The following is a 19487-nucleotide window of genomic DNA, read 5'->3' as shown; positions in this document are numbered from 1 at the left end:
TACCGGGGTTGACCTGCGGATATCACTGGCGTGGTGGTCCGGACCAATGCCGCGTCACCCACACGTGGCTCGCTTATCTACCCGCCACCCCGATGCCCGATTGTGACTACGGACGGCAGCACCGCGTCAAGGCGGGAAAGCGTGCCTTGACCCGGCACTGCCGTCCGTGTTCTGGCTTCGGATCGGGGTTGCGGGGCGGTCTGGGTGGCCGGGTGCCCTTTTCTGCTCTCCGGCCGCCGGTCTCCTGACTTCGGGGCAGCTCACCGTTGCGGCGCGTCGGTGCGGCGGGCGAGCCGCTCTTGCCCTCGCACAGTAGGGTTCCGGCCATGGCCAGCAAGCCCAAGCAGCTGCTCGCGGAGTTGACGCACCCCGGTCCGCACGAGGTCCTGCGGGGCAACCTCGCCCTGGTCGGGCTGCCCGGTGTTGTCTACACACCTCGCTCCGGGCTCGGGTTGCCCGCCCTTGCCTTCGGGCACGGGTGGCTGCAGCCGCCCGATCGGTACCGGCAGCTGCTGCACCACCTCGCCAGCTGGGGCATCGTCGCCGCCGCGCCGGCCACGCAAAAAGGGCCCCTGCCCTCGCACCGGTTGCTCGCCGCCGATCTGCTGACCACCCTCGACGTCGTCACCACCGTGCGGCTCGGGCCGGACGGCATCAGCGTCGACCCCGGCAAGCTCGGCCTCGCCGGGCACTCCACCGGGGGTGGCTCCGCCGTCCTCGCCGCGGCTCAGGACGCCCGAGCCGACAAGCCCCGGATCAAGGCCGTCGCCACCATCACCGCCGCTCAGACGATGCCGCCCGCCACCGAGGCCGCCAAGGCCATCACCGTTCCGGGCCTGCACCTCGCCGCCGAGGAAGACCTCGTCGCCCCGAAGGTCGGGCACGCCGAGGCCATCACCGACGCCTGGGGCGGCGAAGACGTCCAGCTGCGCACCCTCGGCAAGGCGACCCACCTGGGCGTCACCGAGGGCAAGCACTGGTCGCAGCTGATCATGCACGGCAAGCCGCACCGCAGGACCCAGCAGCTCACGCGCGCCCTGTTCACGGCGTTCTTCCTCACCCACCTGACCGGCACCGACAAGTACCGGCCCCTCCTCGAGGCGGACGTCAAGCGCGCCCCCATCGAGCGGGAGGAAGAACCCGCGCACTGACGCGCGCGGGTCAGACCAGCCAGCTGGTGCTGGAGAAGTCGTCCTCGTCGTCGGGCTGACGCGCGTGGCGGCCCCGCTTCGGCGGCTCCGGCGCCGGTGGCGCGGGAGGCTCCGGCGCGGGCGGCGCGGCCTGGACCGGCGTCCCGTAGCTCGGCGTCGGGTAGGCCGTGTAGCCGGTGTCGGCTTCCTCGTCCTGGACGCCGAACTCCATCAGGGACTCGCGGCCCTTGTCGGCCAGCGTCTTCTCCGTCGCCCAGCCGCCCGCGCTCTGCTTGCGCTTGTTGAGCTCGTCCATGTGCTCGGCGTACTTCTGCGCGGCGGCCAGCTCGTTCTTCAGCCCCTCGCGGGCCTGCGTCTCGGCTTCCGCGACCCGGCGTTCGCGCAGCCCGCGCTGCTCGTCCTGCTCCCGCGCCGCGGCGTCCATCGTCGAGATCGCCGCGCGGTACCGGTCTTCGGCGCTGGTCATCGCCCCTCCTCAGCCCTGGTCACCGGTCGTACCGGATCGAACGGTCACCCTCGTCGTCGAGCGAGCCGCTGATCCGGCCCTTGGCGCCGCTCGTCTCGAAGACGCCGCCCTCGACGCGGTACTGGCTGGGCCCGCGCTGCTGGTCGCCGCCGCCACCGCCGGGCGCGCCGCCCATGCCGCCCATCATGCCCATCCCGCCCATGCCGGACATCCCGCTCATGCCGCTCGACGAGCTCGCGGCCGCGGCGTGCGCGCCCGCGTCGACCGGGGTCGCGCCCAGCCCGCCGCCGTCGGACATGGGGAGCGACGTGTCGCTGCCGGTCTGCGCGCCCGGGTCGAGCGATACCGCGCCGGCGAAGTCCGCGGACCCGCCACCGGTGACGGCCGAACCGAAGTCGCTCGCACCCGCCGTGGTCGTCGCGTCGCCGCCGCCGGCCACCGCGGTGTCGCCGCCACCGGCACCCGCGTCGGCCGTCGCCACCGCCGGCTCCGCGCCGACGCTGCCGCCGAAGTCACCCGAGAAGTCCTGGCCACCCGGGGCGACGAACCCGCCCTCGCTCGACGCGCCCCGAGTGAAGCCCGGGTCGGGGTGGTCCGGCGCCGGGTCCTTCGCCACCGCCGGCTCGGCGCCGGGGTCGTGCCGGATGTCCGCGCCGACGGGCTTGTCGGTCGTGGCGGCGGGGTCGGTCTTGAGGTCGCTCGCCTTGGGGTCGTCCTTCTCGTCGAGCGTGTACGTCGTCGGCTCGCCCTTGCCGTCGTCGACGGTCACGATCGTCGGGCCGTCCGGCCCCTCCGGCCGCTCGGCCGTGATCTTGAGGTTGCCGTCCTGGATGTGGATCTTGCCGTCCGGGCCCGGCTTGTAGCTGCCGTCGGCGGAGGGCTGCCCCTCCTTCACGGCCTGCGCGCCCTGGGGACCGAAGCCGGCGCCGTCCTTCGCGCCGTCCTTGCCCGCCTCGGCCTTGTCCTTGTCGTCGTCACCCCAGTCGAGGTGGTAGTCCTTCTTGTGGCCGTGGCCGTCGTCCACGGAGATGTCCTGCTTGCCCTCCTTGTCGGGCTCGGACATCTCGATCGTGTTGTCGCCCTTCTTGACCGACACCGTGTCGGTGTCGTCCATGTCCTTGATGGCCTCGCCGGTCGTCGGGTCGATCGGGTACGGCTTGCCGGTGTCCGGGTCGACTTCGAGGGGCTTGCCGGTGATCGGGTTCTTGCCGTCCTCGGGCTTGGCCGGGTCGTCGGTCTTGGGCGGCTCGCTCGCCGACGGCGTCGTGCTGCCCCCGCCGCCCGTGCTGCCGCCGCCACCCGTGGACCCGCCGCCGCCGGTGGAGCCGCCGCCCCCGTTGTCGCCGCCGCCGGTGTTGCCGCGGTGCGTGTCGCCGCCACCGTCGCCGGATCCCTTGCCGGGGTCGTTCTTGGGCTCGGTGAGCTGGTTGCGGTAGCCGTCCATGAACTTCGCCAGCGCGCCGAACTGCTGGTCGATCGTGTCCTTGGCGGACTTGCACGAGCCGTTGAAGGCGTTGATCAGGCCCTGGTACTCGGTCGTGAACGCGCCGTCGCGCCAGTAGCGGCAGACGTTGCGGCCGTACTCCTTGTTCTCGTCGTTGAAGCCGCAGTCGTCGTTCTGCAGCCGCTCGGCGAGGTTGGTCTGGTTGCCGTTCTTCGCGTTGACGGCGTCGACCCAGCCGGCGACCTTCATGAAGTCGTCGAACTCCTCGGTCTCGCCGTTGGCGATCTTGAGGACGTCACGCGCCATGTTGATGTCGGCCTGGGCGATCGTCGTGCGGTGCAGCTGCAGGACCTCGTCGACCTTCTTCTTGACGGCGTCGAAGACGTGGGTCACGGTCTGCGGGATCAGCTTCGCGGCCCCGTCGATCTGCTTGGACAGCTCCTGGGCGTGCGGCTTGACCGTCTCGTCGTACTTGATCTCCGCGGCGTTCGCGCCCTTGCCCTTCCACTCCCCGAAGAGGGTCTGGAGCTCGGTGTCGCTCTTGGTCAGCGTGTCCTCGACGACCTTGTGGGCCTTGCTCAGGTCGTCGGCCTCGGTGAGGAACTTCTGGAACTGGATGCCGCGGTTCTCGTGGAACTTGTCCTTGATGTCCTTCTGCGAGTCGATGTGGCCCGACCCGCCCTTGATCTTGTTCCAGATGTCGTCGGTCCACAGGGCCAGGAAGTCGACCGTGATGTTGCCCTGGTCGAGCAGTTCGTCCGACGTCTTCGCGCCGACGCCCAGCGTGGGGGTCGCGATCCCGTCGAGGTTCTTCTTCGCCTGGTTCTTGCGGTCGGTCTGGGCCTGCTGCTCCTTGCCCTTGGCCGCCGCTTCCTGCTGGGCTTCCTTCAGCCGGTTGTCGACGTCCTCACCCGAACCGATCGACGGCGTCTTCGCGTCGAGCCAGGTCCGGTCGGAATAGCCGTCGATGTATTCCTTGGCGTACTTCTCTTCCTCTTCGTTGAAGTTCCAGGTGTTGTCGTCGTACGCCTCCATGAGCGCCGACTTCTTTTCCATGGAGACGTTCGGGTCGTCGAGGACCTTCTTGATTTCCGCCCAGTCGGCCATTACTTGCTCCCCGCCGCGTTCGCCCGCGCGCCGGCGTCCTGCTCCTGCGCGCTGTACTTGGAGCCCGCGGTGCCGATCCCGGAGCTGAGGTTCATCAGCGCGTTCGACAGCCCGGTCATGCCGGCGCCGATCTGGTCGATCCCGGACTTGTACTTGCCGAAGCTCTCCTGGTGCACGCGGCCGAAGTCCCCGGCCACGAGCTCGGTCGGCGCGACCTTCGACGCCTCGGTCGCCGGGTCGTCCGCGGCGTCCGCCAAGCGCACCTGCGCCCGCGTCATCGCCTCCGAACTCGCTTCATAGCCGTTTGGCATGGTCGCTGCCCCCTTCGATCCCACAGTCCTCGCTCGGTTTCCTGGACTGTGACGCGCCCGGCCGCCGTTCGGTGCCGTCGCAGATGCACACAGAGTCTAGCGTTCGGGCGAGCGGCCTACCTGGGCTTCGCCGAAGTGCACTCAGGCGGTGGGCCGCTGCGCGGCGACCGCCTCGGAGATCACTTCGGCGACGCCGCGGACGTCCACCAGCCGGTCGAGCTCGTCCAGGTCGACCGACACGCCGTAGCGCACCTCGACCCGGGCGAGCAGCTGGACGCGCTGCCGGGACGTCATGCCGATGTCGTCGAACGGCGTGGTGTCGGTCAGCCGCTCCGGCGGGATCTCCAGCGCGGTGCAGACGATCTTGCGGATCTCGTCGGCGTAGGTGCCCGCGTCATCCATGGCGCCCATTCTCGCCCCACCACCGGTCGCGGGCCGCGGCGCGGGACACCTTGCCGCTGGAGGTCCGCGGCACCGCGCCCGGCGGCACCAGCCACAGTGCGCGCAGCGGCAGGTCGTGGCCCGCGGACACGGCTCGCCGCACGGCCGTCTCGACGTCTTCGCCGGGCGCCGTGCAGCCGGCCACCACCGCGACGCCCTCGCCGCCGCCGTCCCGCACGGCGAACGCGGCGACGCGCGCCGGCCGGATGGCGGGGTGGGCGGCCTCGACGGTGGCCTCGATGTCCTGCGGGTGGTGGTTGCGGCCGTCGACGATGATCAGGTCCTTCAGCCGCCCGGTGACGTACAGCTGTCCATCGTGGACGAACCCGAGGTCGCCGGTGCGGAGCCAGCCGTCCGCGGTGAAGGTGTCCCCGCGGTCCGGCCGCCCCCAGTAGCCGTCGGCGACATTGGACCCGGACACCTGGATCTCTTTGTCGACAATGCGGATCCGCTGGCCGTACGGCCGCCCCACCGACACCCGCGGCTCGCCGCCGTCGAACGTCGTGACCGTCGGGCCCTCGTCGCCCGCGCTCGCGACGAACACCGTCGCCTCGGCCAGGCCGTAGCACGGCTTGAGCGAAGTGCGCGGCAGTCCGAAGGGCGCGAAGGCGCGGTGGAAGGCGTCGAGGCTGGCCGCGCGGATCGGCTCGCTGCCGTTGAGCACGGAGTTGACGTGCGAAAGGTCGGCGTCTGCCAGCTCGCCCACGGCCTCCGCGGTCAGGTCGAAGGCGAAGTTCGGCGCGGCGGTGACCGCGCCGGGATGCTCGGCGAGCAGCCGGATCCAGCGCAGCGGGTCGCGGACGAACTCCATCGGCGTGAAGAACACCGAACGCGCGCCGAGGAACACCGGCGTGCCGATGAGCAGGACCAGGCCCATGTCGTGGAAGAACGGCACCCAGCCGGCGAGGTGGGTCGAGGCGTCGGCGTGGTAGCACCGCGTCGTCTGCCAGCAGGCGGCCACGAGCGCGCGGTGCGAGATCACCGCGCCGGCCGGGCGGCTCGTCGAGCCCGACGTGTACTGCAGGTACGCCGGGTCGCCCATCGCCACTTCGGCGGGCGGCTCGGTGTCGTCCGGCTCGATGTCCTCGACGGCCAGTGCGGCGACCGGCGGCAGCTTGTCCAGGAGGTCCTTCGAGGTCAGGCAGGCCGTCGGGGTGGCGTCGGCGAAGGCCGACTCGATCCGGGCGCGGCCGGTGCGGCCGGTCGGGACGGACAGCGGCACCGCGATGCGCCCCGCGTAGAGCGTGCCGAGGAACGCGACGACGTAGCCGAGGTCCTGCCGGGCGACGATCGCCACCCGGTCGCCCGGCCGCGTGCGGCGCCGCAGCTCGCGGGCGACCCCGCGGACGCGCGCGAGCACCTGCGGCCAGGTCAGGGTGTGGTCGGCGGGGCCGGGGAAGGTGCGGCAGGTGAACGCGGGCCGGTCGTCGGCGGCGTTGCGGAGCAGGTAGTCCGTGAACGGGGTGGTCAGGACCTCTTCCGGGACGTCTGCGGGCGGCACGCGCTCATCCTGCCCTACCGTGTCGAAGCGATGGACGACTTCGAGCGGCACGGGATCGGCGTGGTCGCCGGCCGCGACGCCTGCGCGCGGGCCCTGCGCTCCCCCGAGCTGACGTCGGATCCGGGCGGCGGTTCGCCGAGCGTCCTGCTGCGCGACGGCGACGGCCACACCCGCGTCCGCGGGGTGCTGCGGGAGATCATCGCCGGGCTGGAGCCGCTGCCCGCGCCGGTGGTCGCCGGGATCGAGGCCGTGGTCGGCGGTCTGGGGTCATCGTTCGACCTGGTGCGCGGCTTCGCGCGGCCGGTGGCGGGGCTGGTGACGTCGGCGGTGCTCGGCGTCGAGCTGGACGACGCCTTCCTGGACCGCCTGGAGGCGACGACGGCGAACCTCGACGTCTTCGGCGGCGCGGACCGGGCCGGCCAGGCGGCGGCGTTCCGGCTCGCGGTGCAGCTCAGCCGGGCGCCGGCCGGGCCGGGCGGCTTGACGGCGTTGCGGGAGGCCCACGCGGCGGGCCGGCTCGACGAGGACGAGCTGGCGCTCAACGCCGTGGTGCTGGCGCACGCGGCCTACGAGAACTCGCTGAACTTCCTCGCGTGCGCCGGGCTGGAACTGGCGACGTCAGGGCCGCGGAGTGTGCGTGAGCTGGTGACGTCGGTCTGCCCGGCCCGGTACGTCCTGCGGTTCGGGCCGGAGGGGCCGGTGGCCGTGTCGCTGGCCGACGGTCTCCCGTTCGGGCTCGGGCGGCACGCGTGCCCGGGGTCGGGAGTCGCGCTGGCCGAGGGCGAGGCCGCGCTCACGGCGTTGGCCGAGCACCTCGACGGCGGTTGTGAGGTCGGCGAAGTGGAGTGGAAGACCCACCCGGTGTTCCACGGCCTGGCGAAGGCCGTGGTCACCCGGTCAGGAAACCGCTGAGACCACGCCGGCCAGGCGATCGGCCGCGGCTTGGGCCGTCGACTGCGCCGGGGCCTCGACCATCACGCGGACCAGCTGCTCGGTGCCGGACGGGCGCAGCAGCACCCGGCCCTCCTCGCCGAGCTCGGCCTCGACCGCGCCGACGGCGTCGCGGACCTCCGACGAGTCGGCGACCGCAGCCTTGTCCGCGACCGGGACGTTCACCAGGACCTGCGGCAGCCGGTTCATCACCGCGGCCAGGTCTTCCAGCGACTTGCCCGTCTCCGCCATGCGGCTCATCAGCCGCAACGCGGTCAGCAGGCCGTCGCCCGTGGTCGCGTGGGCCGGCAGCACGACGTGGCCGGACTGCTCGCCGCCGAGCGCGTAGCCGCTCGCGCGCAGCTCCTCGAGGACGTACCGGTCGCCCACCGCCGTCGTGACGACGTTCACGCCGTGGGCCTTCATCGCCAGGTGCAGGCCGAGGTTGCTCATCACGGTCGCGACCAGCGTGTCCTTCACCAGCTCGCCGGACTCGGCCAGCGCGAGGGCCAGCACGGCCATGATCTGGTCGCCGTCCACGAGCTCGCCCGCGGAGTCGACGGCCACGCAGCGGTCGGCGTCGCCGTCGTGGGCGATGCCCAGGTCGGCGCCGTGCGCGACGACCGCCTCACGCAGCTTCTCGGGGTGGTTCGAGCCGCAGTGCTCGTTGATGTTGATGCCGTCGGGCTCCGCGTGCAGCGCGACGACCTCGGCGCCGGCGCGGCGGTAGACCTCGGGGGCGGCGGCCGACGACGCGCCGTTCGCGCAGTCGACGACGACCTTCAGCCCGGCGAGCGAGTGCGGCGTCGCGCCGAGCAGGTGGGTGGCGTAGCGGTCGAGGGCGTCGTCGACGTCGTGGACGCGGCCCACGCCGATGCCGGTCGGGCGGACGGCGTCGGCGGACAGGCCGGCCTCGATCTCGTCCTCGATGCCGTCGGGGAGCTTGTGCCCGCCCGCGGCGAAGAGCTTGATGCCGTTGTCCGGCATCGGGTTGTGCGACGCGGAGATCATCACGCCGAGGTCGGCCTCGAGCGAGCCGACCAGGTAGGCGACGGCGGGCGTCGGCAGGACGCCGACGCGCAGGACGTCGGCCCCGGCGGACGTGAGGCCCGCGACGACCGCGGCCTCGAGCATCTCGCCGCTGGCGCGCGGGTCGCGGCCGACGACCGCGACCGGCCGGTGCGAACGGTCGTGCGCGGCGAGGACGCGGGCTGCGCTGGCCGCCAGCGAGAGCGCCAGCTCCGGCGTCAGCTCGGCGTTGGCCAGGCCACGTACCCCGTCGGTACCGAACAGGCGTGCCATCGATCGACCTCCTTGTGGATGACCACGACAACCTAGCGACGTGGGCGGACCGCCTTCCCCCACCCCCGGAGTGTCGCTCCGGGCAGCGGCGGCGAAACACCCCTGAAAACACCGGAGCGCCCATCCGATGGACGGATGGGCGCTCCGGTGGGTTGCGCCAGGGGCGCGATCAGCGCTTGCTGTACTGCGGGGCCTTGCGGGCCTTCTTGAGGCCGTACTTCTTCCGCTCCGTGGCGCGCGCGTCACGGGTCAGGAAGCCGGCCTTCTTGAGGGCCGGGCGGTCGTCGGCGTCGACCTCGACGAGCGCGCGGGCGATCGCCAGGCGCAGCGCACCGGCCTGGCCGGAGACGCCGCCGCCCTTGAGGTTGGCGAAGATGTCGAAGGAGTCCGGCTTCTCGACCGTGACCAGCGGCTCGCGGATGAGCTGCTGGTGCACCTTGTTCGGGAAGTACTCCTCGAGGGTGCGGCCGTTGAGCTTGAACTCACCGGTACCCGGGACGACCCGCACGCGGACGACGGCTTCCTTGCGGCGGCCGACGGTCTGCGCGTTGCCGCCGGCGGCACGCGACGGACGCGGCGCGGCGGGGGTCTCGCTGGTCGCGACGGCGCCGGTCTCGGTCGCCTCGGTGGCCTCGACGACCTCGGGGGTCTCGGTCTCGGTGCTGGTCACAGACTGTTCCTCACTCACTGCGCGACCTGCGCGATCTTGGTGATCTCGCGCGCCTGCGGCTGCTGCGCGGCGTGCGGGTGCTGCGGGCCGGCGTACACCTTCAGCTTCTTCGCCTGGGCGCGGCCGAGCTTGTTCTTCGGCAGCATGCCCTTGACGACCTTCTCGACCAGGTGCTCGGGCTTGGTGTCGAGCAGCTCGCCGAACGAGCGCTTCCGCAGACCGCCCGGGTAACCGCTGTGCCGGTAGGCGAACTTCTGCTCGCGCTTGTTACCGGTGAGCGCGACCTTCTCGGCGTTGACGATGATGACGAAGTCACCGGTGTCCACGTGCGGGGCGTAGGTCGGCTTGTGCTTGCCGCGCAGCAGCGTGGCGACCTCGGTCGCCAGCCTTCCGAGCACGACATCCTCGGCGTCGATCACGTGCCAGGCACGAGTGAGATCGCCGGGCTTGGGGCTGTACGTGGGCAAGGGTCTACCTCGTCGTCAACATTGCGTGTGGGTTCTGTGCGGGCCTAGCGCTTACGCGCCGCAGCGCACAACGACATGTAAAGATACCCGCACGCCCACCGTACCCGTGCATCGGGGGTGGGTTGAAGCGCCCCCACTCGGCTCCGACCGGCCCGGGCGCAGCCGGACTCTACCCGGTTTTCCCGCCGAAGTGCCTGCACTCGTCGCCCCGACACGCGAGGATGAGACGATCCGGGCGGCACCATCGAGCAGGGGACGCGCATGAGCAGACGACCGACGGCGATCTTCGTCCTGGGCGCCATCCTGGCCCTGGTCAGCGCCTGCGGCACGGCGAAGGCCGGCACCGCGCTGCCGAAGGGCGACGACGCGGCGGACTACGTCGGCGCCAAGTTCGAGCAGGTCATCGGGAAGCTCGGCGACGCCATCACCGACACCCGCGACGTCACCAACTCGCTGGACGCCTACTTCAAGTTCGACGACAAGTGGATCCACAGCACCGTGACGTCGGCGCGCACCGGCAGCCCGGAGAGCCGGGCGGTGCGGCACCGGTCGCAGAAGAACCCGGACGAGATCATCGACACGTACACGCCCGCCGACGGCGCGGTCGAGTACACCTACCTCGGCCCCATGTACGTCCAGAAGGGCGTCTCGCCGACGGCGTGGGTCTCGATGCCGAAGCCGGAGGCCGGCCTGGTCCAGCCGTGCGTCTGGGGCGGGGTGCTGACCCCGTGCCGGATGGCGGACTCGACCGTGGACGCCTACAAGGCGGACAAGCGCGCGGTCCGCGGCGCGAAGAGCCTCGGCGACGGGAAGACCGCGCTGACCGTCAACGTGCCGTTCGAGATCTTCGTCAAGAACAAGGTCGAGATCCTGCCGCCCAGCATCACGAACCAGGTCGGGCCGGAGCTGAAGAAGGCCATGGTGCCGAGCACGATCACGCTGAACCCGGACGGCAGCCTGGTCTCGTTCGTCATGGACGCCAAGTTCTCCGGCGACGGCCACAACGTCGAGCTCAAGTACGACTTCCGGTTCACCGGCAGGGCGAGCCTGCAGGACATGCCGAAGCTGCCGGACGCGTCGCAGATCACGGTGCTGCCCGACCGGGCGGCGATGAACGACTTCTACCGCCGGCTCGGCGAAGCGCAGGGCCAGTGACCACCGCCCCGACCCGAGGTGATCTCCGATGACCCAGCCGCCCGGCCCGCAGTGGTGGCAGCCACCGCAGCACCCCCAGAACCCGGCCGGCCCGCCCGCGGGGTGGCCGGAGCAGCAGGCGACCGGCCCGCACGCCGGGCAGTGGCAGCAGAACGCGGACCCGGGCGCGACCTCCGGGTCCTACACCGGCCAGTGGAACCCCGGGCAGCAGCAGGGTTCCGGGTCGTTCTCGGGACCGTGGCAGCCCGGCCAGCCGGCCAGTGGCCCGTGGCAGCCGCCGTCCCAGCCGACGCCGCAGCAGCCGGGCACGCCGGGCGGGGGTCAGCCCGCGCAGTTCCCGCCGCCGGCTCCGCAGCAGCAGTACGGCGGCGGGTTCCAGCCGGCGCAGTACGGCGGCCTCGGAGCGTTCGCCGCGGAGCCGGAGAAGAAGCCGAAGTCGAAGAAGCCGGTGCTGATCGCCGGCGCCGCGGTGCTGGTGCTCGCCATCGGCGGAGTGACGGCGTGGCTGCTGGGCGCGTTCCGCGGCGACGTGCTCGAGCAACAGTCCCTTGAGGACGGTGTGGTCAAGGTCCTCAACGAGAGCTACGGCGAGCCGGACGTGACGAACGCGCAGTGCCCGGCGAACGAAGCCGCCCAGAACGGCACGACGTTCGACTGCACGGTGAAGATCGGCGGCCAGGACAAGAAAGTCACGGTGCGGGTGCTCAACGACCGGCCCGAGTACGAGGTCGGCGCGCCGCACTGAGCGCGCCGGCGTTTCCTTGCCGCGCAAACGAAAACGGCGGGCCCCGCACCGAAGTGCGGGCCCGCCGTGGTTTCCGGGCTCAGCGGCTCAGAACAGGCCTTCGACGGCGTTGTCCGTCGCCTGGTAGCCGTTGGCGATCTCCGGCAGGGCGGCGGCGATCTGCGCCAGAACCTGCTTGAGGTCCTCGAACTTCTGGTCCCAGGTGCGCTGGGCCTGGTCGTACTGCTCCTTCGCGGAACCGGTCCAGGTCGTGACCAGCGGCTTGAGGTCGTCCTTCAGGCGGTCGAAAGCGGCCTGCAGCTCGCCACCGGTGGCGTTGCAGTCCTCGGCGGCCGCGTGGATGGTGGCGTAATTGACGACAATGCCGGCGCCATCAGGCATGATGTGCTCCTTCTGTGCAGAGAAAGTTTTGGTGGCGGGAAAGAAAGTTCAGGGGTGGAGCTCAGCCGAGCGCGTCGAAGCCCTTGTTGACGGCCGCGAGGATCTCCTGCTGCTGCTGCTCGGAACGCTCGTACTTCGAACCGGCCTCGCGGAGCAGTTCCGCGATGCGCTGCAGCGCCTGGTTCATCTGGCGGGCGTCGTCGTCGAAGCGGCGCATGACGTTGTCGAACGCCTTCTGCGCTTCACCCTGCCAGCCGGCGCGGGTGGCCTCGATGCGGTCGCGCAGCGTGACGAGGTTGCTGTCCATGCCGGCGCGCACCTCGGTGACGCGGCCTTCGGCTTCGGTGAACTGCTGAACTGTTCCCTGGAATCCGGCTCCGGCGCTCATACCGGTACCCCCTTCGAAGAGTGTTGGTTGTCCGTACCGAGCTTGTTCGTTGTACGGCCCTACGACGCAGACCCTGCCATGTCCGGTTCCCCCTTGTCGTGCTTTGCCCGCAAGTAGTTGCTTGCGTGAACGCCCGCACCGGGAACCGGACGCGGCGGGTATTCCGCGAACGCCCCGACTCGGCGATGCGTCACCCGAAAAAGTGTTCTCCACCAGCGGAGTTAGCACACGCACAGCAATCGGCGGCGCGGCTCAGTCGTCGCGTTTCATGATTCGCATCTGGGAAAAGTCTTCGTCCTCGTCACCCGTTCGAGGGGCGCGAGCGGTGGATTGCGAACGCGAAGGAACCGAATCGGCGGGATCGGGAACCGCCGGGACCGCCAGCCCGCGGGCGCGGCGGAACCGTTCGGCGGCGGCGCGCAGCGTGCCGGGCGTCGGGTCACCGGACTTCGCGCCGCGGCCGTGGCGCTTCAGCAGTTCGGCGTTTTCGCTGTGGTGCCGGTGGGTGCGCGCCTTCGCGTTCCCGGCCACGCGGCGCGCGTGCGTCACCGCGTCTTCGCCGGTGCGCCGGAAGGCCGCCGCGGCGCTGTCGAACTCTTCGGACGGCACCGGGTGCCCCCCTTTCTCTCAGCCGAGGATCTCGACCGTGCGCACGGCCTGCGTGCACGCGGCGGCGACCCGGTCGCGCAGCTGCGCCGTGGCGTACTGGCAGCCGACGTGGACGCGGATCCGCCCCTTCGCGACGACGTACCAGTCGACCTGGAGATCGGGACGGTCCTCTTTGATCTCGTGGTAGCCGATGACCGTCTTGCCCGCGTACGACAGGCTCGGGTTGAACGAGCTGTACTGGTCGGGTTTCTGTTCCGCGCCGTTCCGGAGGTAGTCCACGAGCTTCTGCGGGTCCGCCGTCGCGTCGTAGTCCATCACGAACTCCTGCGCCACCAGGAGGTCGTTGCCGTCGCGGGACTCCTGCGGGTGGATGACGACCTGCTTCTGGGCGACCCGGTCGTCGGTCTGGACCCAGTCTTCGGGCGAGACGAACTTGAAGTCGTACTGCGAGAGCGTCCGGCCGGTTTCGGCGTCGCTCCCGGAACCGCGGAACACGAAGATCCCGGTGCCGACGAGCGCGGCCACGACGACCACGGCGACGATCAGCCACAGCTTCTTGCGGCTCTTCTTCTCCGGCTGCGCGGTGGCGCCGCCGGGGCGGTGACCGGGCGGCGGGCCCTGGGCGGGCTGGCCGGCGGGCGGGGTCCACGGCCGGGCCGCCGGCTGCCCGTGGGGCGGCGACGGCGGGGCGGCGCGGTTCGGGAACCCGGGGGGCCCGGGCGGGACCGGCACGGCGGCCGGGGTGCGCGGGGGCGCCGGACGCTGCTCCGCGGGGCGCGGGGCGACGTCGCCGGGGCGGACGACCTCCGTGCGCTGCGCCGCCGGGCTCATGGCACCGCCGGGCACCGCGCCGAGGCGCGCCATGGCTTCGCCGGGCAGCGCGCCCGTGCGGTCCGGGTCCACCAGGACCGCCCGCAGCGCGCCGCGGGCGACGACCGTCTCGGGCTGGTCGAGGCTCGTCGGCACGACGCCGGTGCGTTCGTGCACCAGCCGCGAGATCATCGGGATCCGGCTCGACCCGCCGACCAGGAAGATCGCCGTCAGCTGCTTCGGCCGCAGGCCGGCGTCGCCGATCGCCGCGACCGTCAGCTCGACGGCCCGGCCCAGCGGCGCCGCGATCAGCCGCTCCAGGTCTTCGCGGGTCACGTGCGCGTCGGCGAACGGCGGTGGCATCGGCACGTCGGTGTAGGCGTGCCGCGACAGCGTTTCCTTGGCGCCCCGCACGTCCTGGCGCAGCACGCGGCGGCGGCGCCGGTCCACCATTTCGCGGCCTTCGACGAGCTGCCGCCACGCGTCCTGGTCGGCACCGGCGACGAGCGAGCCCACGTGCTCCAGCAGCGCCTGGTCGATGTCCGCGCCGCCGAACGCGGGGTCGCCCCGGGTGGCGAGCACCTGGAAGCCGCCGCGCTGCGGACGGCCGGCCCGGTCGCGCGCGGCGTCCGGCGGCAGCCGGCGCACCACGCTGACGTCGACCGTGCCGCCGCCGAGGTCCAGCACCGCGAGCGCGTCGCCGGGGCGCCCGCTGAACTCGACGGTGCGGTCGTTCGTCACGTCCTGCGGCGCGAACGTCGCCGCGTGGTAGACCGCCGCCGCGACCGGCTCGGGCACCAGCGCGACCTCGCGCGCCAGCCCGCCCGCGGCCTGCCGCAGCAGCCGGGTGCGGATGGCGCCCCAGTCCGCGGGGTGGGTCAGCACCAGCAGGTCGACCTCGGCCTCGCCGGCCAGCCGGCGCGCTTCGGCGACCGCGCGGCCCAGCACGGCGTGCACGACGTCGGTGACGCGCAGGACACTGTCCCCGAGCAGCAGCTCGCCTTCGTCGATCCGCCGCTTCGGGTTCGGCTCGTACCGCGACGGGTCGACGGCCGCCTGCCGCTCGGCCTCCTGGCCGACGAACAGGGTGCCGTCCGCGGCCGCGAACACCGCCGACGACATCAGCGGCTGGCCGTCGATCACGACGACCTGCGGGTCGCGCCCGTTCACCGAGGCGACGACGCAGGTGCTCGACGTCCCGAAGTCCACCGCAACCCGGACCGTCACCAGCAGCTCCCGCAGTACTTGTCGCGTTCCCCCGCGTCCCGCCGGCGGGACGCACCCTCGGGGAGGAACCTACCCACCCCGCCGAGAGCGCGTCCGGCCACCGTCGTCAGTCGGGCTGGATCCACGACACCTGGATCAGCTGCTTGCCCGCCTTGCGAGTGAGCAGGTTGCCCCGGCCCGGCGGCATCGCCGACGGTTTGATGTTGCCGACCAGCGCGCCTTCGTCGCGGGAGCCGTTCATCACCATGCCGGGTGCGGCGATTTCCTTGAGCTTGCCGATGATCGGGTCGTACATCGCCTTCGACGCGCCACCGGTGCGGCGCACGACGACCAGGTGCAGGCCGACGTCCTTGGCCTGGGGCAGGAAGTCGGAGATCTTCCGCAGCGGGTTGTTCGTCGAGGTCGCGACCAGGTCGTAGTCGTCGACCAGGATGAACAGCTCCGGCCCCTTCCACCACGACCGGGTCTTCAGCTGCTCCTGGGTGACGTCCGGACCGGGCAGGCGGCGGGTCATCGAGTTGAAGACGTCGCCGACCATGCTTTCCAGCTGTGCGGCCGACACCGCGTACCCGAGCAGCGAGTCGCCCTGGATGAACCCGAGCATCGTGCGCCGGTAGTCGACCAGCAGGATCAGCGCTTCCTTGGCGGTGAACCGCTCGGAGATCCCGCGGGCGATCTGGCGCAGCAGGTTCGTCTTCCCGGACTCGCCGTCGGCGAAGGCGTAGAAGTGCGGCTCGGCGTTGAAGTCCAGGTAGATCGGCTGCAGGTCCTCCTCGTTGACCCCGATCGGGATCAGCTTGGAGTCCCGGTGCGCGTCGAGCTTGAGCACGTCCTCGTAGGTGATCAGCTCCGGCAGCAGGCGGACCTGCGGCGCCACCCGGCCCCGCCACGCGCCCTTGATCTTGGCCACGGCGTCGGCGACGCCGGCCGCGATCGTCTCCGGGTCGCTCGAGCCGTCGATCCGCGGGAGGCCGCCCAGCATGTGCAGCTTCTCGCGGGTCAGGCCGCGGCCCGGGCGCCCGGCCGGGATGTTCACCGCGACGCGCCGGTCGATGTCGGACTCGGTCGGGTCACCGAGGCGCAGCTCGAACCGGGTGCCGATCATGTCCTTGATCGCCGGGCGGATGTCGGCCCACCGGTTCGCCGCGATGATCACGTGCACGCCGTAGGACAGACCCTGCGTGGCGAGCCGGGTGATCGTGGTTTCCAGCTCTTCGAAGTCATCCCGCAGGGCACGCCAGTTGTCGACGATGAGGAACGCGTCGCCGAACGGGTCCTGGTCGGCGCGGATCTCGCCGCGGCGCTTGCGGTTGCGGAACTCGGTCATCGAGTCGATGCCCATCGCCCCGAACCGGCCTTCCCGCTCGGTGAGCAGGGTGGTCAGCTCGGCCACGATCCGGCGGGCCTTGTCCGGCTCGCGCCGGGCCACCGCGACACCACCGACGTGCGGCAGGTCGGCCAGCCCCGCCAGCGTGCCACCACCGAGGTCGAGGCAGTAGAACTGCGCCTCTTCCGGGGTGTGGGTCAGCGCCATCGACATGATCAGCGTCCGCAGCATCGTCGACTTGCCCGACTGCGGGCCGCCGACGATCACGCCGTGCCCGGCCGCGCCGGAGAAGTCCGCCCACAGCGGGTCGCGCCGCTGCTCGTACGGCCGGTCGATGATGCCCAGCGGCACCTGCAGCCGCCCGTTGCCGAAGAAGCCGACCGGGGACAAGCCGCGGTCGTCGGTCGGGTTCAGGTTCGGCAGCAGCGTGTCGAGGGAGTTCGGGTCCTTCAGCGGCGGCAGCCACACCTCGTGCGCCGGCGGGCCCTGCCCGACCAGCCGCGAGACGATGACATCCAGCTCCGACGGCTCGACCGCCTCTTCCGACTGCGGCTGCTGGGCCACCGGGGCCGCCTCGATCTGCTGCGGCTCCGGTTCCTTGGGCAGCTCGACGAAGTCCGGGACGAACAGCTGCGGCCGCTTGTCCGCGCGGACCACGGTCGCCGCCGGGCCCGCCGCCTGGATGCCGGCCGGCCGGTACGGGCCCGAGACGTAGGCCGCCTTGAACCGCACCAGCGTCGAGGTGTCGTACTTGAGGTACCCGCCACCGGGGACCGAGGGCAGCTCGAACGCGTCCGGCACGCCGATCGCCGCGCGGGATTCCGCCGCGGAGAACGTCTTCAGGCCGATCCGGTAGGACAGGTGCGAGTCCAGGCCGCGCAGCTTGCCCTCTTCCAGGCGCTGGGAGGCGAGCAGCATGTGCATCTGCAGCGACCGGCCCAGCCGGCCGATCGCGACGAACAGGTCGATGAAGTCCGGCTTCGCGGCCAGCAGCTCGGAGAACTCGTCGCAGACGATGAACAGCGCGGGCAGCGGGTCGAGGTCGGCGCCGTTCTCGCGGGCCTTCTCGTACTCCCAGACGTTCTTGAAGTTACCGCCGTTCTTCAGCGCTTCCTGCCGCCGGTTCATCTCGCCGGCCAGGGCGTCCTTCATGCGGTCGACCAGCGTGACCTCGTCCGCGAGGTTGGTGATGACCGCGGAGACGTGCGGGGCCTTGTCCAGCCCCAGGAACGTCGCGCCACCCTTGAAGTCGACGAGGACGAAGTTCAACGTCGAGGACGAGTGCGTGGCGAGCATGCCGAGCACCAGCGTGCGCAGGAACTCCGACTTACCGGAACCGGTCGCACCGATGCACAGGCCGTGCGGGCCCATGCCCTCGGCCGCGGCTTCCTTGATGTCCAGCTCGACCGGCTGCCCGTACTCGCCGACCCCGAACGGGACGCGGTAGCGGTCGCGGATCGGGCGCGGCCGCCACGCCTGCTGGACGTCGAACGTCATCGGGTCGCCGGGGATGCCGAGCAGCTCCAGCAGCGACGGGTTGGACAGCAGCGGCTCTTCGTCGCCGACGTCCTGCCCGGCCGCGCCGCCGACGCGGTAGGGCGAGATCAGCCGGGCCAGCGACTCGGTCTCGACCACGGACAGGGTGTCCGGGCGGCCGAACCACTCGACGCCGCCGGCGCTGCGCGCGCCGAGGCGCTCGGCCTCGACGACCAGCCGCAGGCCGCGGCGGGCGGCGAGGTTGCCGATGGAGTCGGACAGGTCGACCAGCGTGACGCCGACCAGGCCCTCCTCGAGGATGATCTGCTCTTCGCGGGTGACCTCGGCGTCGTCGATGACGATGACGACGTGCGGCTGGTCCGGCGCCGGCGTGGCGTTGCGGGAGAAGCGCTGGCGGTCACGCAGCTCTTCGTCGAGCCAGTTTTCGATCTGGGCCAGCGAACCGGCCATCATGCGGAGCTGGCCGATGCCGTCCGACAGCGTCGGGTGCTGCACGTGCGGCAGCCACTTCGCCCACTCCCACTCCTCCTTCGCGCGGCCCGCGGTGGCGACCGCGATCAGCACGTCGTCGGGGCTGTGGAAGGTGACCAGCTGCGCGAGCATCGCGCGGGTGAGGCCGCGGGTCAGCGCGCGGTCGCCCTGCATGCTGACGGCGGCGAACCCGCGGAGGGTGATCTGGGTCGGCAGGTCCGGCACGATCGAGTGCGCGCGCACGAACCGGCGCAGCGCGAGGGTGGCGATCGGCTCCAGCTCGTCGACCGGCCCGGTCTGCGGCGGGACCAGCCGCGTCGCGAGGCGGTGCGAGCTGCGCCCGACGCGCAGGTGCAGGAAGTCCTGGTCGTTCTGGCGGCGTTCCCACATGCGGCGGCTGGCGGCCAGCGACCAGAGGGACTGGGGGTCGGGGTGCACCCACTCCAGCGCGGCGCGCTGGTCGACCATCGCCTCGCGGGCGCGGTCGCGCATCTGGCCCAGGTAACGCAGGTAGTCCTTGCGGTCTTCGTCCATCTCGGCGCGCTTGGCACCGCCGCCCTTGCCACCGCCGCCGGCCATCATCCCGAGCGTCCCGACGACCATCATGCCGCCCATGGCCATCATCATCGGGTTCCGGTTGCTGGCCTGGAACATGAAGACCATCATCCCGAGCGACGCGACGATCATGACGACCGGAAGCGCCTTCATCACGATGTTGCCGGGGATGACCCGGGGCACCTCGGGCGGCGGCTCGAGGTGCACCTCACCGCCCGGCGGCCGCGGTGCCGCCAGCCGCGGCGACTTCTTGAACTGCAGCGTGCTCATCGAAGGACCCCTCATTCAAAAACTCGACGATGGCGGCCACCGCAAGGTGTGCGCTGGGTGCGCGAACAACCTATCGAACGCGCCGGTCGAATTCCGGCGGATGCCGGAACCGCTCGTCACCGTGGGCTTGCCCTCGTCAGGCGAGTGTACGGCCCGGCACCGACAGTAATCCCGGCGTTCGGTCCGCGACCTGCGGCTGACGGTGATTTTCGGACGTTCGGTGATGGGGGCGCCGGGGTTCGGTATAAGTTCCCCCGGGAGC

17 protein-coding genes are annotated in these 19487 nt (G+C 71.6%); 4 read left to right on the top strand and 13 right to left on the bottom strand.

Translation table 11 applies throughout. The features are described from left to right. Nucleotides 1–326: 326 nt before the first annotated feature. A complete protein-coding gene (locus AB0J40_RS35765; RefSeq protein ID WP_364462264.1) occupies nt 327–1151 on the top strand; it encodes an alpha/beta hydrolase in 825 nt (274 codons plus the stop codon). A gap of 10 nt (nt 1152–1161) precedes the next feature. Here AB0J40_RS35765 and AB0J40_RS35760 read toward each other — a convergent pair whose 3' ends face one another. From AB0J40_RS35760 to AB0J40_RS35740, 5 genes are all read right to left on the bottom strand, one after another. After that, the gene (locus AB0J40_RS35760) at nt 1162–1617 is read right to left on the bottom strand and encodes a hypothetical protein (RefSeq protein WP_364462261.1); all 456 of its coding nucleotides are present in this window, start codon (nt 1615–1617) and stop codon (nt 1162–1164) included. A 19-nt stretch (nt 1618–1636) separates the two neighbouring features. Then, a complete protein-coding gene (locus AB0J40_RS35755; protein ID WP_364462258.1) occupies nt 1637–4168 on the bottom strand; it encodes a hypothetical protein in 2532 nt (843 codons plus the stop codon). Continuing rightward, the gene (locus AB0J40_RS35750) at nt 4168–4479 is read right to left on the bottom strand and encodes a hypothetical protein (RefSeq protein ID WP_364462255.1); all 312 of its coding nucleotides are present in this window, start codon (nt 4477–4479) and stop codon (nt 4168–4170) included. Before AB0J40_RS35750 ends, AB0J40_RS35755 begins: the two co-directional genes overlap by 1 nt. A 141-nt stretch (nt 4480–4620) precedes the next feature. Beyond that, nucleotides 4621–4881, bottom strand: coding sequence for an acyl carrier protein (locus AB0J40_RS35745; RefSeq protein ID WP_364462252.1), 261 nt, complete (start codon nt 4879–4881; stop codon nt 4621–4623). Continuing rightward, complete coding sequence (locus tag AB0J40_RS35740; protein WP_364462250.1) at nt 4874–6421, bottom strand: fatty acyl-AMP ligase; 1548 nt, start codon at nt 6419–6421, stop codon at nt 4874–4876. Before AB0J40_RS35740 ends, AB0J40_RS35745 begins: the two co-directional genes overlap by 8 nt. 30 nt (nt 6422–6451) lie before the next feature. On the opposite strand from AB0J40_RS35740, the gene AB0J40_RS35735 reads away from it, so the two are divergent. After that, nucleotides 6452–7333: a cytochrome P450 gene (locus AB0J40_RS35735; protein ID WP_364462248.1), complete on the top strand. Its 882-nt coding sequence runs from the start codon at nt 6452–6454 to the stop codon at nt 7331–7333. Here AB0J40_RS35735 and glmM read toward each other — a convergent pair. The 3 genes from glmM to rplM all read right to left on the bottom strand — a co-directional run bounded on the left by glmM (nt 7319) and on the right by rplM (nt 9790). After that, nucleotides 7319–8653, bottom strand: a complete 1335-nt coding sequence (gene glmM, locus AB0J40_RS35730) for a phosphoglucosamine mutase (protein ID WP_364462246.1) — start codon at nt 8651–8653, stop codon at nt 7319–7321. The genes AB0J40_RS35735 and glmM overlap by 15 nt on opposite strands. Nucleotides 8654–8822: 169 nt before the next feature. Next, nucleotides 8823–9323: a 30S ribosomal protein S9 gene (rpsI, locus tag AB0J40_RS35725; protein ID WP_004560139.1), complete on the bottom strand. Its 501-nt coding sequence runs from the start codon at nt 9321–9323 to the stop codon at nt 8823–8825. 14 nt (nt 9324–9337) lie between these two features. Then, nucleotides 9338–9790, bottom strand: a complete 453-nt coding sequence (gene rplM, locus AB0J40_RS35720) for a 50S ribosomal protein L13 (protein WP_086679273.1) — start codon at nt 9788–9790, stop codon at nt 9338–9340. Between the two features lie 261 nt (nt 9791–10051). On the opposite strand from rplM, the gene AB0J40_RS35715 reads away from it, so the two are divergent. Beyond that, complete coding sequence (locus AB0J40_RS35715) at nt 10052–10945, top strand: hypothetical protein (protein ID WP_364462244.1); 894 nt, start codon at nt 10052–10054, stop codon at nt 10943–10945. A gap of 28 nt (nt 10946–10973) precedes the next feature. After that, a complete protein-coding gene (locus AB0J40_RS35710; RefSeq protein WP_364462242.1) occupies nt 10974–11690 on the top strand; it encodes a DUF4333 domain-containing protein in 717 nt (238 codons plus the stop codon). 87 nt (nt 11691–11777) lie between these two features. Here the strand turns inward: AB0J40_RS35710 and AB0J40_RS35705 are convergent, their stop codons facing one another. The 5 genes from AB0J40_RS35705 to eccCa all read right to left on the bottom strand — a co-directional run bounded on the left by AB0J40_RS35705 (nt 11778) and on the right by eccCa (nt 19225). Then, nucleotides 11778–12071, bottom strand: coding sequence for a WXG100 family type VII secretion target (locus AB0J40_RS35705; protein WP_364462239.1), 294 nt, complete (start codon nt 12069–12071; stop codon nt 11778–11780). A gap of 61 nt (nt 12072–12132) precedes the next feature. After that, complete coding sequence (locus AB0J40_RS35700; RefSeq protein ID WP_364462236.1) at nt 12133–12459, bottom strand: WXG100 family type VII secretion target; 327 nt, start codon at nt 12457–12459, stop codon at nt 12133–12135. Between the two features lie 252 nt (nt 12460–12711). Continuing rightward, nucleotides 12712–13068 (bottom strand): hypothetical protein, encoded by a 357-nt coding sequence (locus AB0J40_RS35695; protein ID WP_364462233.1) that lies wholly within the window; start codon nt 13066–13068, stop codon nt 12712–12714. An 18-nt stretch (nt 13069–13086) separates the two neighbouring features. Beyond that, on the bottom strand, nt 13087–15105 hold the full coding sequence (locus AB0J40_RS35690; RefSeq protein WP_364462230.1) for a type VII secretion-associated protein: 2019 nt from the start codon (nt 15103–15105) through the stop codon (nt 13087–13089). 106 nt (nt 15106–15211) lie between these two features. Next, nucleotides 15212–19225, bottom strand: a complete 4014-nt coding sequence (gene eccCa / locus AB0J40_RS35685; RefSeq protein WP_364462228.1) for a type VII secretion protein EccCa — start codon at nt 19223–19225, stop codon at nt 15212–15214. Nucleotides 19226–19487 lie beyond the last annotated feature (262 nt).

Source organism: Amycolatopsis sp. NPDC049691 (genome assembly GCF_040675005.1).
Taxonomy (GTDB): Bacteria; Actinomycetota; Actinomycetes; order Mycobacteriales; family Pseudonocardiaceae; genus Amycolatopsis.
Note: the sequence above shows the minus strand (reverse complement) of the source record. Positions and strands in the feature narration are given on the sequence as shown.